We start from the raw sequence: 14,902 nt of genomic DNA on the forward strand, positions 1-14,902 counted from the left end.
CTCGCCGCCGCCCACCACGCGGCCGGCGTGCTCGCCGAGCGCGAGCGGCTGGCCCGGGAAGATCAGGTTCGGGTTGGCGCCGATGACCGAGCGGTTGTGCTCGTACAGCGCCTGCCAGCCACCGGTGACGTTCTTCGCGGCGGCGATCTTCGAGAGGGTGTCCCCACCGACGACCTTGTAGCTGTCCGCGACCGGCGCGGCGGCCGGGGCGGCCTGAGCGGCGGGGGCGGCGGCCTGAGCGGCCGGCTTGGCGGCCGGGACCTCGTGGGCCTGGGCGGTGACGGTGGTCACCAGCGGGAGGGCGAAGGCGGCACCGGTGACGGCGGTGGCGATGCCGATGCGGGCGGCGCGGGGCAGGGCGATACGACGAGCCTGTGCGGGCATGGAAAATGTCCTCTCCGACGCCTGCGAGGTGAGCTGTCGGGTTCGGGCTGGAGTTGCCCGGCCGCAATAGGCGGCTTCACCCCAAGCCGGTCCGCGAGTAGTTCGGGTCCGGCGACTTACCTGTGGGTCCCCCGCTCCTGCCGTACAGAGTTCGGTGCGTACCACCGGGCAGCGGCAGGACTAGGCGTTCCACCCGGTGGCCACCCGGGCTGACGCCGGGCGGTCGCTGAACTAAAACTCATCCGTTCGGGTGAAGCAATGTCGATCTCCACGACCTGGGACCAAAGTCCGCACCCCGGTGACACTCCGCCGAAAAGGCGTGCACAGTATGTACACAATCCATTCACGGTCCGCAGGTGATCCACGACCCTGCGCCGATATCGGAATCAGTACGCACACGATCACTCACGGAGCGGACATCCCCCGACACACCCCCGGTGACCCTTGTCACGTCAGCCCCACGGGACTGACCATGGGCCGTGGCCACCTTCGAGGCCGGCACCCTGCGGTTGGGCACCGCGCAGGGTCGCTGGGTACTTCTGGCGACGGTGCTCGGCTCCAGCATGGCGATGCTGGACGGGACCGTCGTGAACGTCGCGCTGCCCCGCATCGGCGCCGATCTCGGCGCCCAACTCGACGCCCTGCAATGGACGCTCAACGCCTATCTGCTCACCCTGGCGGGGCTGATCCTGCTCGGCGGCGCCCTCGGCGACCGGTACGGCCGGCGCCGGGTCTTCCTGCTCGGCGTGGTCTGGTTCGCCATCGCCTCCGCGGCCTGCGCCGCCGCGCCGAACATCGAGGTGCTGATCATCGCGCGCGCCGTGCAGGGCGTCGGCGGCGCGCTGCTCACCCCGGGCTCGCTGGCGATGCTCCAGGCGGTCTTCCACCCGGAGGACCGCTCGGCGGCGGTCGGCCTCTGGTCCGGACTCGGCGGGGTGTCGGCGGCCGTCGGCCCGTTCCTCGGCGGCTGGCTGGTGGACGGCCCCGGCTGGCGCTGGATCTTCCTGCTGAACCTGCCGCTGGCCGCCCTGGTGGTGGCGGTGTCCGCCCGGCACGTACCGGAGAGCCGGGACGAGTCCGCGACCGGCCGCTTCGACGCGCTCGGCGCGGTGCTGGCCGCCCTGGCGCTGGGCGCCGTCACCTACGCGCTGACCGCCGCCGGCAAGGGCCTGCCCGCCGCGGTCTGGGTCACCGGCGCGGCGGGCGTGCTGCTCGGCGTCGCCTTCGTGGCGGTCGAGCGCCGCACTCCGGAACCCATGCTGCCACTGGGGCTGTTCTCCTCGCGGCTGTTCACCGCCGTGAACCTGGTCACCCTCGCCGTCTACGCGGCGTTCAGCGGCGTCTTCTTCCTCCTGGTCGTCCAGCTGCAGATCGTCTCCGGCTTCTCCCCCCTGGTCTCCGGGCTGGCGCTGCTGCCGATCACGGTGATCATGCTGGCGCTGTCCGCCCGCGCCGGCCGGCTGGGCAAGCGGATCGGCCCGCGCCTGCCGCTCACCGTCGGCCCGCTGCTCTGCGCGGCGGGCGTGCTGCTGATGCTGCGGATCGGCCCCGACGCCTCCTACTGGACGGACGTCCTGCCCGCCGCCGCCGTCATGGGCAGCGGCATGGTGCTGCTGGTCGCACCGCTGACCGCCACCGTGCTGGCGGCGGTGGACGTGCGGCACGCGGGCATCGCCAGCGGGGTCAACAACGCCGCGGCCCGGGCGGCCGGCCTGCTGGCGGTCGCCGCGCTGCCCGCGCTGGCCGGTCTGAGCGGTGACGACTACCAGGTGCCGGAGGCCGTCGACTCGGCCTTCCGGACCGCGATGCTGATCTGCGCCGGGCTGCTCGTGGCCGGCGGACTGATCGCGCTGGCCACCGTGCACGGCAACGTGCTGGCCCCGGAGGACGAGCACCCCGTCGCCGAACCGGAGTGCCGCTACGCCTGCGGCACCAACGCCCCACCGCTCGACCCCGGCCACGCCACCGTCACCCACGGCGAGGGCCCCGCCGCCTGACCGGCGACGGGGCCCTGACCGCGGAGCCTACGGCTCGTCAGAGGATGTCACCCGGGGCGTACTTGGCCGCCTCCGGGTACGCGGCCGCGACGGCCTCGATCCGGCGGACGACCTCGGCGACCTGCGCACCGGCCGCGCCCGTGAAGGAGAGCCGGTCGGCCAGCAGCGCGTCCAGCGCGGCCCGGTCCAGCGGGATCCGCTCGTCGTTCGCCAGCCGGTCCAGCAGCTCGTTCTCCCGCGCGCCGGCCCGCATCGCGAGCGCGGAGGCGACGGCGTGCTCCTTGATGACCTCGTGCCCGGTCTCCCGGCCGACGCCCGCGCGCACCGCGCCCATCAGGACCTTGGTGGTGGCCAGGAACGGCAGGTAGCGGTCCAGCTCGGCCTCGATCACGGCCGGGAAGGCGCCGAACTCGTCGAGGACGGTCAGGAAGGTCTCCAGCAGGCCGTCGAAGGCGAAGAAGGCGTCCGGCAGCGCGACCCGGCGGACCACCGAGCAGGAGACGTCGCCCTCGTTCCACTGGTCGCCGGCCAGCTCGCCGGTCATCGACGCGTAGCCGCGCAGGATCACGGCCAGGCCGTTGACGCGCTCGCAGGAGCGGGTGTTCATCTTGTGCGGCATCGCCGAGGAGCCGACCTGGCCCTCCTTGAAGCCCTCGGTCACCAGCTCGTGGCCGGCCATCAGGCGGATGGTCTTGGCCAGGCTGGACGGCGCGGCGGCCAGCTGGACGAGGGCGGTCAGCACCTCGAAGTCCAGCGAGCGCGGGTAGACCTGGCCGACGCTGGTGAAGACGTTCTCGAAGCCGAGGTGCGCGGCGACCCGGCGCTCCAGCTCGGCGAGCTTGTCGGTGTCGCCGCCCAGCAGGTCCAGCATGTCCTGCGCGGTGCCGACCGGGCCCTTGATCCCGCGCAGCGGGTAACGGGCGATCAGCTCCTCCAGGCGGCGGAAGGCGACCAGCAGCTCGTCGGCGATCGACGCGAAGCGCTTGCCCAGGGTGGTCGCCTGCGCGGCCACGTTGTGCGAGCGGCCGGCCATGACCAGCTCGGCGTGCTCGGCGGAGAGCCGGCCGAGGCGGACCAGCACGGCGACGACGCGGTCGCGCACGTGCTCCAGCGACTGCCGGACCTGCAGCTGCTCGACGTTCTCGGTCAGGTCCCGGGAGGTCATGCCCTTGTGGATCTGCTCGTGGCCGGCGAGGTCGCTGAACTCCTCGATCCGGGCCTTGACGTCGTGCCGGGTGACCCGCTCGCGGGCGGCGATGGAGGCGAGGTCGACCTGGTCGATCACCCGCTCGTAGTCGGCGACGGCGGTGGCGGGCACCTCGACGCCGAGGTCCTGCTGGGCCTTCAGGACGGCGAGCCAAAGATGGCGCTCAAGGACCACCTTGTGCTCGGGGGACCAGAGCTGGGCCAGGGTCGCCGAGGCGTACCGGGAGGCCAGGACATTGGGGATCTGGGGCTTCGCGCTCACGCTTCGCAAGCCTAACAGCCGAGGTCAGCCGGAACGGCCCGGGCTCGGGTAGGCTGGGACACTTGAGCCACCGTCATCAAGAGCCCCACAAACTCCTCACCGCAAGGATACCACACCCGTGAACGGATCTCCAGCGGTTCCCCCTCTCCCGGCCGCGACGGACGCCCGCCTCGCCGAGGCGCTGCACGCCGAACAGGCCAGGCTGACCGGCCTTTACGCCCACCTGGACGCCGCCCGCGAACGCGCCCGCCGGACCCTGGCGGCGGCCGGCCGCGAGGCCGGTCCGGGCGGCACCCACCAGGCCCGGCTGGAGCGCGAACTGCGCGCCGCCGAGGCCGCCCGCCGCTCCGCGCGGCTGGACGCCGTCGAGCGCGGCCTGTGCTTCGGCCGCCTCGACCACCGCGACGGCACCGTCCGCTACATCGGCCGGATCGGCCTCACCGACGCGGCGGCCGGGACCTACGAGCCGGTCCTCGTCGACTGGCGCGCCCCCGCCGCCCGCCCGTTCTACACCGCCACCCCGGCGGAACCCGGCGGGCTGCTCCGCCGCCGCCACCTGCACACCCGCGGCCGCGTCCTCACCGGACTGGACGACGAGGCGCTCGACCTGGCCGCCCTGGACGAGGGCGGCCGGCGCGGCCTGGTCGGCGAGGCGGCGCTGCTGGCCGCCCTCGACCGCGAGCGCACCGGCCGGATGGCCACCGTGGTCGCCACCATCCAGGCCGAACAGGACCGGGTGATCCGCGCCCCGCTGCCCGGTGCGCTGGTCGTCCAGGGCGGCCCCGGCACCGGGAAGACGGTCACCGCCCTGCACCGCGCCGCCTATCTGCTGTACACGCACCGCGCGGTCCTGGAGCGGCGCGGTGTCCTGGTGATCGGCCCCAGCACCGGGTTCCTGCGCTACATCGACCAGGTGCTGCCCGCGCTCGGCGAGACCGAGGTGGTGCTGCGCACCGTCGGCGAGCTGTTCCCCGGCGTCCGGGCCACCGCCGAGGACGGACCGGCCGCCGCCGTGGTCAAGGGCGGGCCGTGGATGGCCGACGCGGTCCGGCGCGCCGTCGAGGCCCACCAGCCCGTCCCCGCCGGCGGCCTGCACCTCGGCGAGCACCTGCGCCTGTCCCGCCGGGTCTGCGCCGAGGCCCGGGAGGCCGCCCGCGGCCTGCGCCTGCCGCACAACGAGGCCCGCGCGTTCTTCCTGCGCACCGTGCTCGACGCCCTCGCGGTGGCGCAGGCGCTCTCCCTCGGCCGCCCGTACGACGAGGAGGAGGCCCGCCACGCCCCGCGCGAACTCTGGGAGCAGCCCGAGGTCCGGGCCGGACTCGACGCCCTCTGGCCGGTCCTGACGCCGCACCAACTGATCGACCGGCTGTTCTCCGACCCCGCCCTGCTGGCCGCCGCGGCCCCCGGCCTCTCCCCCACCGACCGCGCCGCCGTCCTGCGCCCGGCCGGCGCGCCGTGGACCACCGGGGACGTCCCGCTGCTCGACGAGGCGGCGGAACTCCTCGGCGAGGACGGCGCCTCGGTCCTCGCCCGGGTCCGCGCCGCCGAACGGACGCTGGACGACGAACTCGCCTACGCCGACGGCGTGCTCACCGTCACCGGCCAACAGGGCGACGCCACCCTGGACGCCGGACTGCTCGCCGGGCGCTTCCGCGACACCGGCCCGGACCGCACCACCGCCGAGCGCGCCGCCGGGGACCGCCGGTGGGCGTACGGGCACGTGGTGGTCGACGAGGCCCAGGAGCTGTCCGCGATGGCCTGGCGCGCCGTGCTGCGCCGGGTGCCGACCCGCTCGCTGACCATCGTCGGCGACCTCGCCCAGACCGCCTCACCGGCCGGGGCCCGGTCGTCCTGGGCTGAGGCGCTGGACCGCGAACTGCCGGGCCGCTGGCGCGAGGAGCGGCTCACCGTCAACTACCGCACCCCGGCCGCGATCATGGCGCCGGCGGCGGCGGTGCTGCGTGCGCACATGCCCGGCCAGGAGCCGCCCGAGGCCGTCCGGGAGACCCCCGAACGCCCGCGCGTCGTCCCCGTCCCGGACGGCGACTACGCCACGGCACTGGCCGCGCCGGCCGCACCGCCCGCCGGCTCCGGCACCTTCGGCGTGATCGCCCCGGACGCGGGCGCCGCCGCGCTGGGGGCGCTGACCGTCCGCGAGGCCAAGGGCCTGGAGTTCGACGCGGTCACCGTGGTCGACCCGGCGGCCCTCCTCGCCCAGGGCGCCGCGGACCTCTACGTCGCCCTCACCCGCGCGACCCGGCGCCTCACCCTGCTGCACCACACCCCGCTGCCGCCCGCCCTCGCGGCGGCTCTGCGGGGACGGCCCTGAGCGGTCGGGGCCTGCCCTAGACCCGCCCGCTGAGCACCGGGAGGACCTGGAGGCAGATCGAGTGCAGCGCCGCGCGCTGCTCGCCGCTCAGGTTCTCGAAGGCCTGGTGGGTGCGGCCCATCTCGCCGCGGATCAGCGCCAGGATCTCCCGGCCCTGCGCACTGATGACCACGATCTTGACCCGCCGGTCGCCCGCCGAGGCCTCCCGGCGGGCCAGGCCCAGCGCCTCCAGCCGGTCGACGATCCCGGTCACGTTGGAGGCGTCGCAGCCCAGCCGCCCGGCCAGCGCGCGCATCGGCACCGGCTCCTGGACCGCGCCGAGCGCCTTGGCCTGCGAGGAGGAGAGACCGTGCCGGGCCGCCGCGGCCGCGAAGTCCTGGAAGTACGCACCGCCGACGGCGGCCAGCGCCTCCATCAGCTCGGCGTTGGTCGGTACGGTCGTGCTCGTCGTCGAACCCATGAGGTCAGCCTACGACCGACTGCTTCAGTAACTCAAGATTTGAGCACGGCAAAGGTCCAGTGCCCAAACCGCCGGCCCCGGGGAACCGGCCTGGTCAGAGCACCAGCTGGTCGAACAGCCGGCGCAGCTCCGTCTCCGGGTCGGCGGTCAGCCCGGTGTGCACCGGCCCCGGTTGCACCACCGCGCTGCGCGGGGCGGTGAGCCAGCGGAACCGCTGTCCCGGGCTGTCCGCCACCGCCGGGCCGGCCTGCGGCCCGCCCGCGCAGACCACCTCGATCCCCTGCAGCGCCCGCCGCACCGCGGCCACGTCGGCCACCGGGTCCAGCGCCAGCAGCCGCGCCTGGTCCAGGTGGGTCCGCGCGGCCAGGTGGGAGCTCTGCCGGCAGTACAGCAGCACGCCCACGTTGACGCACTCGCCGCGCTCCACCCGGGGCACCGCCCGGATCACCGCGTACTCGTACTCGTGCAGCTCGGCCCGCAGCGGCACCACCGAGCGCGCCGCTTCGCCCGCCCGGAGGTCGGCCGGCCCGGAGTCCGCCGACCACGACAGACGGGACCCTGACAGGCGGGACTCGGACAGACCGAACTCCTCGAAGCCGGACTCGGTCATGCGGACACCTCCGGCAGCCAGTCTCGCGGACCGGCCAGTCGCGCGGTCAGCTGGGCGCGGTACGCCTCGCGCACCGCCGCGGGCGAGTCGAACCCGGGCTCGTCCACCAGCCAGACGTCCGGGATCTGCGCCACCGCCCCCTCGATCGCCGCCTCGGCCAGCGGCGCGAGCGCCTTGTCGGCCGCGAGCAGGTCCGGCTCCGCGCCCAGCAGCGCGTGGTCGGAGGCGTCGTACGGCCGGCGGGTCCAGCCGGCCGCGCCCGCCCAGTGGTGGTGGAAGATCAGGCTCGCGCCGTGGTCGATCAGCCGCAGGCCGCCCGTGGCGACCAGCAGGTTGGGGTTGCGCCAGGAGCGGTCGACGTTGCCGATCAGCGCGTCGAACCAGAGCACCTGCCCGGCCAGCCCGGCGTCCACGTCGAAGCAGACCGGATCGAAGTTGAGCGCGCCGCTGACGAAGGCCATCCCCAGGTTGAGGCCGCCGCTGGCCCGCATCTGGTCCTGGATCTGCGGGTCCGGCTCGCTGCGCGCGAGCACCGGGTCCAGGTCGACGGTCACCAACTCGGGCACCGGCAGGCCGAGCCGCCGGCCGAGTTCACCGGCCAGCACCTCGGCGACCAGCGCCTTGCGGCCCTGGGCCGCGCCGATCCACTTCAGCGCGTACAGCCGCCGGTCGTCGGCCTCGACCAGGCCCGGCATCGAGCCGCCTTCTCGCAGTGGCGTCACATAACGGACCGCCGTCACCTCGGGGAGCACAACCGACAGCCTATCGGGCATATGCACGGGGCGGGTGTCGCTCGGCACGCTCGCCCGCCCGGGTCGTCCCGGGTGGCAGGCCCGGCTGCTCCGTGCGAGTGTGGCGGACAGTAATCGGGGCACCCGACGCACTGTGAGGGACGCACGATGGAACGAGCCCGGATCCTGATCGTCGGCGGCGGCTTCGCCGGACTGGAGTGCGCGCGCCGGCTGGAGCGCAAGCTCTCCCCCGCAGAGGCCGAGATCACCCTGGTCACCCCGTTCAGCTACCAGCTCTACCTGCCGCTGCTGCCGCACGTGGCGGCCGGTGTGCTCACGCCCCAGTCGGTGGCCGTCTCGCTGCGCCGCTCACTGCGCCGCACCCACATCGTCCCCGGCGGCGCGATCGGCGTGGACCCCGCCGCCAAGGTCTGCGTGGTCCGCAAGATCACCGACGAGGTGGTGGCGCAGAAGTACGACTACCTGGTGCTGGCCCCCGGCAGCGTCACCCGCACCTTCGACATCCCCGGCCTGACCGACTACGCGCGCGGCATGAAGACCCTCGCCGAGGCGGCCTACGTCCGTGACCACGTGATCGCCCAGCTCGACCTCGCCTCGGCCACCCCGGACCAGAAGGAGCGCGAGTCCCGGCTGCAGTTCGTGGTGGTCGGCGGCGGCTACGCGGGCACCGAGACCGCCGCCTGCCTACAGCGGCTCACCACGGCCGCCGCCCACCGCTACCCGCGGCTGGACGCCCGGCAGATCAAGTGGCACCTCATCGACATCGCGCCGAAGCTGATGCCCGAGCTGGGCGACGCCCTCGGCACCGCCGCCCTGGAGGTGCTGCGCGAGCGCGGCGTCGAGGTGTCGCTAGGCGTCTCGGTGGCCGAGGTCGGCGCCGAGTCGGTCAAGTTCACCGACGGCCGGGTGCTGCCCTGCCGGACGCTGATCTGGACGGCCGGTGTCGCGGCGAGCCCGCTGATCGCCACCCTGGATGCCGAGACGGTGCGCGGGCGGATCGCGGTGACGGCGGAGATGCGGGTGCCGCAGTACGAGGGCGTCTTCGCGCTCGGCGACGCCGCCGCCGTCCCGGATCTCGCCAAGGGGGACGGCGCGGTCTGCCCGCCCACCGCCCAGCACTCGGCCCGCCAGGGCCGGGCGGTGGCCGGCAACGTGATCGCGGCCCTGCGCAACCAGCCGCTGGAGCCGTACTACCACAAGGACCTGGGCCTGGTCGTGGACCTCGGCGGCAAGGACGCCGTCTCCAAGCCGGTCGGGGTGGAGCTGCGCGGCGTGCCGGCCCAGCTGGTGGCCCGCGGCTACCACCTGATGGCGATGCGCACCAACGTCGCCAAGTTCCGGGTCGGCGCCAACTGGCTGCTCAACGCGACCGCCGGCGACGACTTCGTGCGGACCGGCTTCCTCGCCCGCCAGCCCGCCCGGCTGCGCGACTTCGAGTACACCGACGCCTACCTGTCCAAGGACCAGGTCAGGGAGCACGCCCAGGCGCTGCTCGCCAAGGGCTGACCGGCCCCGGCGGCCCGCTGCCGACCGGTCCGGAATCGGTGGCCGCCCTGCGATCGCTCACGAGCGGCCTCACACCAGCCGGGACCCCGGGCCCGCCACGCCCAGCACCGCCGCCAGGTCCTCGGCCAGCCGCCGGGCGTCCGCCGGATCGAGCCGCGCGACGGTGATCCGCAGCCCGGGCGGCGACTGCAGCCGGTACCGGGCGCCGGGCGCCGCGACCCAGCCGCGCTGGACCAGCGCGGCGAGCGCGACGGCCTCGTCCGGCACCGGCACCCAGACGTTCAGCCCGCTCGCCCCGTGCGCCGCGATCCCCCGCTCGGCCAGCGCGCCGATCAGCGCCTCCCGGCGCGCCCGGTAGGCGGCGGCCACCCGTCCGGCCGGCGCCGCGTCGGCGCGCCACAGCCCGGCCACCGTGTGCTGGAGCAGGTGGCTGACCCAGCCGGCCCCCAGCCGCTGGCGTCCGAGCACCCGGCCGATGGTGTCCGGGTCCCCGACCGCGACCGACAGCCGCAGGTCCGGCCCGTACGCCTTGGCCGCCGAGCGGACCACCGCCCAGTGCGCCGACCCCGCGCCGGCCAGCGGGTGGTAGGGCAGGTCGACGATGCCGTGGCCGTGGTCGTCCTCGATCAGCAGCACGTCCGGGTGGCCGGCCAGCACCGCGCGCAGCTCGGCGGCCCGCCCGGCGGTGAGCGCGGCGCCGGTGGGGTTCTGCGCCCGGCTGGTGACGATCACCGCCCGCGCGCCGCCGTCCAGCGCCTCGGCGAGCGGCCCGGGCAGCGGGCCCGCGTCGTCGAGCCGGACCGGCACGGTGCGCAGGCCGAGCGCCGGCAGCAGGTCGAGCAGGCTGCCCCAGCCCGGGTCCTCGACGGCGACGGCGTCGCCGGGGCGCAGCCGGGTGAGCAGGATCCGCTCGATGGTGTCCAGCGAGCCGGAGGCGACGGCGAGCGGACCGGACGGCAGGCCGTCGGCGGCGAAGCCGGCGCCGGCCAGCGCGAGCAGGCCGGGGTCGGCGACCGGGTCGCCGTAGCGGACCGGGGCGCGGCGGGCGGCCTCGGCGGCGGACGCGAGGGCGGCGGTGAGGTCGGGCAGCAGGTCCGGGTCGGGGTTGCCGTCGGAGAGGTCGCGGGCGTGCGGGGGCACGGGAAGGCGGATCTGGTCGCGCGGGGTGTGGGCGGGGCGCGGGCGGATCCGGCTGCCCTTGCGCCCGGCGGTCTCGATCACCCCGCGGTCGCGGAGCAGCCGGTAGGCGGCGGCCACCGTGTTGGGGTTGACGCCGAGTTCGGTGGCGAGGTCGCGCAGTGGCGGCAGCGGCGTTCCGGGGGCGAGCCGGCCGCTGCTGACGCCCCGCTCGACCTCGGCCGCGATCTCGCTGGCACGCCGACCGGTGATCCGATAGTCTCCTAGCACAAAGCAGATTATGCACTAGTACATAGAGGTTGTCATGTCGACCACGCCGGACGGCGACACGTCCTACGCCCGGACGCCGCGCACCACGCCCACCCGCTACAAGGACCGCGCCCATTGGGAGCGCGAGGCGATCCACGCGATCCTTGACGCCACCTACCTCTGCCACCTCGGCTTCGTCGCCGACGGGGCGCCGGTCGTGCTGCCCACCATCCACGCCCGGGTCGGCGACCACCTCTACGTGCACGGCTCCACCGGCAGCCGGCCGCTGCGCGGGGCCAGGGGCGGACAGGGCCTGCCGGTCTGCGTCACCGTCACCCTGGTCGACGCCCTGGTGCTGACCAAGTCGGCGTTCAACCACTCGGTCAACTTCCGCTCGGTGGTCGCCCACGGCACCGCGCACCAGGTCACCGACCCCGACGAGCTGACGGTGGCGCTGGACGCGCTGATCGACCAGGTCGTCCCGGGCCGCTCCGCCGAGGTCCGCCCGGCCAACGCCAAGGAACTCGCCGCCACCGCGGTGATCCGCCTCGACCTCGACGAGGTCTCCGCCAAGACCCGGGCCGACCTCGCCGACGACGACCCCGAGGACCTCGCCCTGCCGTACTGGGCCGGCGTCGTCCCGGTGACCAGCGGCTACGGCACCCCCGTTCCGGACGCCTCCACCACCGTGCCGCTGCCCGCGAACCTCGCGGCGCTCGCCGACCGCACCGCCCCGCGCGGCGTCTGACCGGGGCCCGCGTGCTGATCCGCCCCTGGGACCGGGGCGACGAGGCCGAGTGGCGCGCCTGGCTCGCCGAGGGCCGGGACTTCGGCCTGCTCGCCGCCAACGGCGGGCCGGGCCGCGGCCCGGTGCTCGTCCCCACCCACTTCCTGCTGGACGCCGACCGCGGCGAGATCCTGCTCCACCTGGCCGCCCCCAACCCGCTGCTCGCCGCCGTCCGGGCCGACCCGGAGGTCACCCTCGCGGTCACCGACGACTACGCCTTCGCCCCCGGCCACTGGCGCGGCGAGCCCGGCACCCCGACCAGCTACTACGCCTCCGTGCAGTTCCACGCCACCGCCACGCCGGTCGAGGACGCGGCCGGCAAGGCCGAGATCCTCAACCGCCAGCTGGCCCACTTCCAGCCGGAGTGCCCGGACACCCGGGTGGCCCCGGGCGGGGGCGCGCTCGGCCGGCTGCTCCCCGGCCTGACCGGGCTGCGGCTGACGGTCCGCGAGGTGCGGGCCAAGTTCAAGTACGACGACAAGAAGCCGGCCGCCGAACAACTGGCGCTCGCCGAACGCCTCGCCGAACGCGCGCGCCCGCTCGACGCGGCCGCCCGCACCCAGCTGCTGCGCCGCAACGCGCGGCGGTGAGGCGCCCGCTCCCCCGTTCGGCGGCAGGCGACCCGGACCTGACGCACCGTCACCCATTCGGCCCAACCGCCGCGACGCGCGCCCCCCGGCGCTGATCGAATGTGAGACGAACCCTGCCCTCCCGGCCGTGCGGGCGGGACCGTCGACCCCGGGGAGCGCGCGTGTCCAGTACCCACACCCATCCGGCGACCGGCGAGGCGCACCTCGGGCACGTGGTGTTCATCTCGGCCGCCGCCGCGATGGGCGGCTTCCTGTTCGGCTACGACAGCGCGGTGATCAACGGCGCGGTGACGGGCATCCAGAAGCACTTCGGGGTGGGCAACGGCACGACCGCGTTCGTGGTGGCGATCGCCCTGCTCGGCTCGGCCGCCGGGGCGGTGGTGGCCGGCCGGCTCGCCGACCACCTGGGCCGGGTCCGCACCATGCTGCTGGCCTCGTTCCTCTTCGCGGTCAGCGGCATCGGCTCGATGTTCCCGCCCAACATCGAGGTGCTGGCCACCTGGCGGGTGGTCGGCGGCGTGGCGATCGGCATCGCCTCGGTGATCGCCCCGACCTACATCGCCGAGGTCGCCCCGACCGCCTACCGGGGCCGGCTGGCCTCCTTCCAGCAGATGGCGATCGTGCTCGGCATCACCGTCTCCCAGCTCGCCAACTGGGCGCTCAACCAGGCCGCCGGCGGCGAGTCCACCGGCCACCTCGGCGGCGTCCAGGCCTGGCAGTGGATGCTCGGCGTGGAGGCGATCCCGGCCTTGGTCTACGGACTGATGGCGCTGGCCATCCCGGAGTCCCCGCGCTACCTGATCGCCGACCGCCGGGAGGCGCAGGCCCGCCGGGTGCTGGTGGAGGTCGAGGGCGAGGACGTCGACCTCGACGCGCGGGTGGCCGAGATCCGCGCGGTGCTGGAGTCCGCCCGCAAACCGCGGCTCAAGGACCTCACGGGCGGCCGGTTCGGCCTGCTGCCGATCGTCTGGGTCGGCATCGGCGCCTCGGCGTTCCAGCAGTTCGTCGGCATCAACGTGATCTTCTACTACTCCTCCTTCCTCTGGCAGTCGGTCGGCATCAACGAGTCCAACTCGCTGCTGATCAGCCTCTCCACCTCGATCATCAACGTCATCGGCACGGTGATCGCGATGACCCTGGTCGACCGGATCGGCCGCAAGCCGCTCGCGCTGGCCGGCTCGGCCGGCATGGCCGTCGCGCTCGGCACCGCCGCCTGGGCCTTCTCCTACCGGGAGGGCTCCGGCGACGCCGCCACCCTGGACAACACCCACGCGACGGTCGCGCTGATCGCCGCGCACGTCTTCGTGCTCTGCTTCGCCTTCTCCTGGGGCGTGGTGGTCTGGGTGCTGCTCGGCGAGATGTTCCCGAACCGGATCCGCGCGCTGGCCCTGTCCGTCGCCGCCTCCGCCCAGTGGATCGCCAACTGGGCGATCACCGTCAGCTTCCCCGACCTCGCCGACTGGAACCTGTCGGCGACCTACGTCATCTACGCGGTGTTCGCGCTGCTCTCCATCCCCTTCGTGGCCTTCTGCATCAAGGAGACCAAGGGCCGCGCCCTGGAGGAGATGGGCTGACCCCCCGGCACCCCCGCCGGCACCCCGGTGGGCCCGCCCCCGGGCCCACCGTTCCCCACACGCCCCCGGCCACCGACCCGCCGCCGCGCCCGGCGGCCCGTCCCCCGAGAGGAAGCCATGCCTGACCAGGGCGGCTCCCGGCAGAACGTCACCTTCCCGAGCAACGGCCGCGAGGCCCACGGCTACCTGGCCCGCCCGCCGCAAGGCGTCGGACCCGGCCTGGTCGTGGTCCAGGAGTGGTGGGGCCTGACGCCGTACCTGGCCGGCGTGGCCGACCGGTTCGCCGCCGAGGGCTTCACCGTCCTCGCGCCGGACCTCTTCGGCGGCACGACCACCCACGACAGCGCCGAGGCCGCCCGGCTCAAGCGCGAACTGCCGGTCGAACAGGCGGTGCGGGACCTGCGCGGCGCGGTCGACCTGTTGCTCGGCCTGGACGGCGTGGTCGGCGACGCGGTCGGCGTGGTCGGCTTCTGCATGGGCGGCGGCTTCGCCCTGCTGCTGGCCGCCGCGGAAGGCGACCGGGTGGCCGCGGTGGTCCCGTTCTACGGCCTGCCGCCCGATCCGGACTTCGAGTACCGGGGCCTGACCGCCCATGTGCTCGGCCACTACGGCGAGCACGACCGCGCGATCCCGATGGCCGCCGTGGACGAGGCCGCGATCCGGATCGGCGAGGCCACCGACGTCCGCCCGGAGATCCACTTCTACCCGGCCGGGCACGCCTTCATGAACGAGGAGAACCTGCTCGGCACCTACGACCCGCTGCAGGCGGAGATCGCCTGGCGGCGCACCCTCACCTTCCTCTGGGCCCACCTCGGCTGACCCCGCACGAAGCCCGCGCGGCGCCCGCCCGGCGCTCCGATATTGGATGGACACGGATCATCCGCCCCGGCATAGTCACGGGGTGCAGAGCCCAACCCCGATCCCCCCGACCGGCCGCTTCACCTGGGCGAGCCGCAACTTCCGGATCCAGACCGCCGCCACCGTGGTGAGCGGCCTCGGCAACGCCGGCGCCCCCATCGCCACCGCCTTCGCCATCATGGACGGCGGCGGCTCGACCGC

At 74.7% G+C, this 14,902-nt stretch carries 13 protein-coding genes and 1 riboswitch; of the genes, 7 read left to right on the forward strand and 6 right to left on the reverse strand.

Annotation, left to right across the window (positions count from 1 at the left end; all coding sequences use genetic code 11):
• Positions 1–384, reverse strand: a 384-nt coding sequence (locus ABD308_RS14865; RefSeq protein ID WP_344333725.1) for a LysM peptidoglycan-binding domain-containing protein, incomplete at its 3' end; no start/stop codon positions are given.
• A gap of 3 nt (positions 385–387) precedes the next feature.
• A riboswitch (cyclic di-AMP (ydaO/yuaA leader) is annotated at positions 388–551 on the reverse strand.
• 312 nt (positions 552–863) lie between these two features.
• Here ABD308_RS14865 and ABD308_RS14870 point away from each other — a divergent pair.
• Positions 864–2,381 (forward strand): MFS transporter, encoded by a 1,518-nt coding sequence (locus ABD308_RS14870; RefSeq protein ID WP_344333727.1) that lies wholly within the window; start codon positions 864–866, stop codon positions 2,379–2,381.
• A 37-nt stretch (positions 2,382–2,418) separates the two neighbouring features.
• On the opposite strand, the gene purB is transcribed toward ABD308_RS14870, so the two are convergent.
• A complete protein-coding gene (purB, locus tag ABD308_RS14875; protein WP_344333728.1) occupies positions 2,419–3,849 on the reverse strand; it encodes an adenylosuccinate lyase in 1,431 nt (476 codons plus the stop codon).
• Between the two features lie 118 nt (positions 3,850–3,967).
• Between purB and ABD308_RS14880 the strand changes: the two genes are divergently transcribed.
• Positions 3,968–6,178 carry a HelD family protein gene (locus tag ABD308_RS14880; RefSeq protein WP_344333729.1) on the forward strand — a complete coding sequence of 737 codons (2,211 nt, stop codon included), beginning with the start codon at positions 3,968–3,970 and terminating at the stop codon, positions 6,176–6,178.
• A 16-nt stretch (positions 6,179–6,194) separates the two neighbouring features.
• Here the strand turns inward: ABD308_RS14880 and ABD308_RS14885 are convergent, their stop codons facing one another.
• The 3 genes from ABD308_RS14885 to ABD308_RS14895 form a co-directional block, all read right to left on the reverse strand.
• Positions 6,195–6,638: a MarR family winged helix-turn-helix transcriptional regulator gene (locus tag ABD308_RS14885; protein WP_344333731.1), complete on the reverse strand. Its 444-nt coding sequence runs from the start codon at positions 6,636–6,638 to the stop codon at positions 6,195–6,197.
• 94 nt (positions 6,639–6,732) lie between these two features.
• A complete protein-coding gene (locus tag ABD308_RS14890; RefSeq protein WP_344333752.1) occupies positions 6,733–7,119 on the reverse strand; it encodes a DUF3037 domain-containing protein in 387 nt (128 codons plus the stop codon).
• A gap of 125 nt (positions 7,120–7,244) precedes the next feature.
• Entirely contained in the window at positions 7,245–8,000 is a 756-nt protein-coding gene (locus tag ABD308_RS14895; RefSeq protein ID WP_344333732.1) for a HipA family kinase, read from the reverse strand.
• Between the two features lie 147 nt (positions 8,001–8,147).
• Between ABD308_RS14895 and ABD308_RS14900 the strand changes: the two genes are divergently transcribed.
• Positions 8,148–9,506 (forward strand): NAD(P)/FAD-dependent oxidoreductase, encoded by a 1,359-nt coding sequence (locus ABD308_RS14900; protein WP_344333734.1) that lies wholly within the window; start codon positions 8,148–8,150, stop codon positions 9,504–9,506.
• 69 nt (positions 9,507–9,575) lie between these two features.
• Here the strand turns inward: ABD308_RS14900 and ABD308_RS14905 are convergent, their stop codons facing one another.
• Positions 9,576–10,913 (reverse strand): aminotransferase class I/II-fold pyridoxal phosphate-dependent enzyme, encoded by a 1,338-nt coding sequence (locus ABD308_RS14905; RefSeq protein WP_344333736.1) that lies wholly within the window; start codon positions 10,911–10,913, stop codon positions 9,576–9,578.
• A 34-nt stretch (positions 10,914–10,947) separates the two neighbouring features.
• Here ABD308_RS14905 and ABD308_RS14910 point away from each other — a divergent pair, with 34 nt between their 5' ends.
• The 4 genes from ABD308_RS14910 to ABD308_RS14925 all read left to right on the forward strand — a co-directional run bounded on the left by ABD308_RS14910 (position 10,948) and on the right by ABD308_RS14925 (position 14,662).
• Positions 10,948–11,640, forward strand: a complete 693-nt coding sequence (locus ABD308_RS14910) for a pyridoxamine 5'-phosphate oxidase family protein (RefSeq protein ID WP_344333738.1) — start codon at positions 10,948–10,950, stop codon at positions 11,638–11,640.
• Between the two features lie 11 nt (positions 11,641–11,651).
• Entirely contained in the window at positions 11,652–12,269 is a 618-nt protein-coding gene (locus ABD308_RS14915) for an FMN-binding negative transcriptional regulator (protein ID WP_344333740.1), read from the forward strand.
• Positions 12,270–12,430: 161 nt separating this feature from the next.
• Complete coding sequence (locus ABD308_RS14920; RefSeq protein WP_344333742.1) at positions 12,431–13,843, forward strand: sugar porter family MFS transporter; 1,413 nt, start codon at positions 12,431–12,433, stop codon at positions 13,841–13,843.
• A 117-nt stretch (positions 13,844–13,960) separates the two neighbouring features.
• The gene (locus tag ABD308_RS14925) at positions 13,961–14,662 is read left to right on the forward strand and encodes a dienelactone hydrolase family protein (RefSeq protein ID WP_344333744.1); all 702 of its coding nucleotides are present in this window, start codon (positions 13,961–13,963) and stop codon (positions 14,660–14,662) included.
• Positions 14,663–14,902 lie beyond the last annotated feature (240 nt).

The organism is Kitasatospora putterlickiae (genome assembly GCF_039527695.1).
In the GTDB taxonomy this organism is placed as follows: domain Bacteria; phylum Actinomycetota; class Actinomycetes; order Streptomycetales; family Streptomycetaceae; genus Kitasatospora; species Kitasatospora putterlickiae.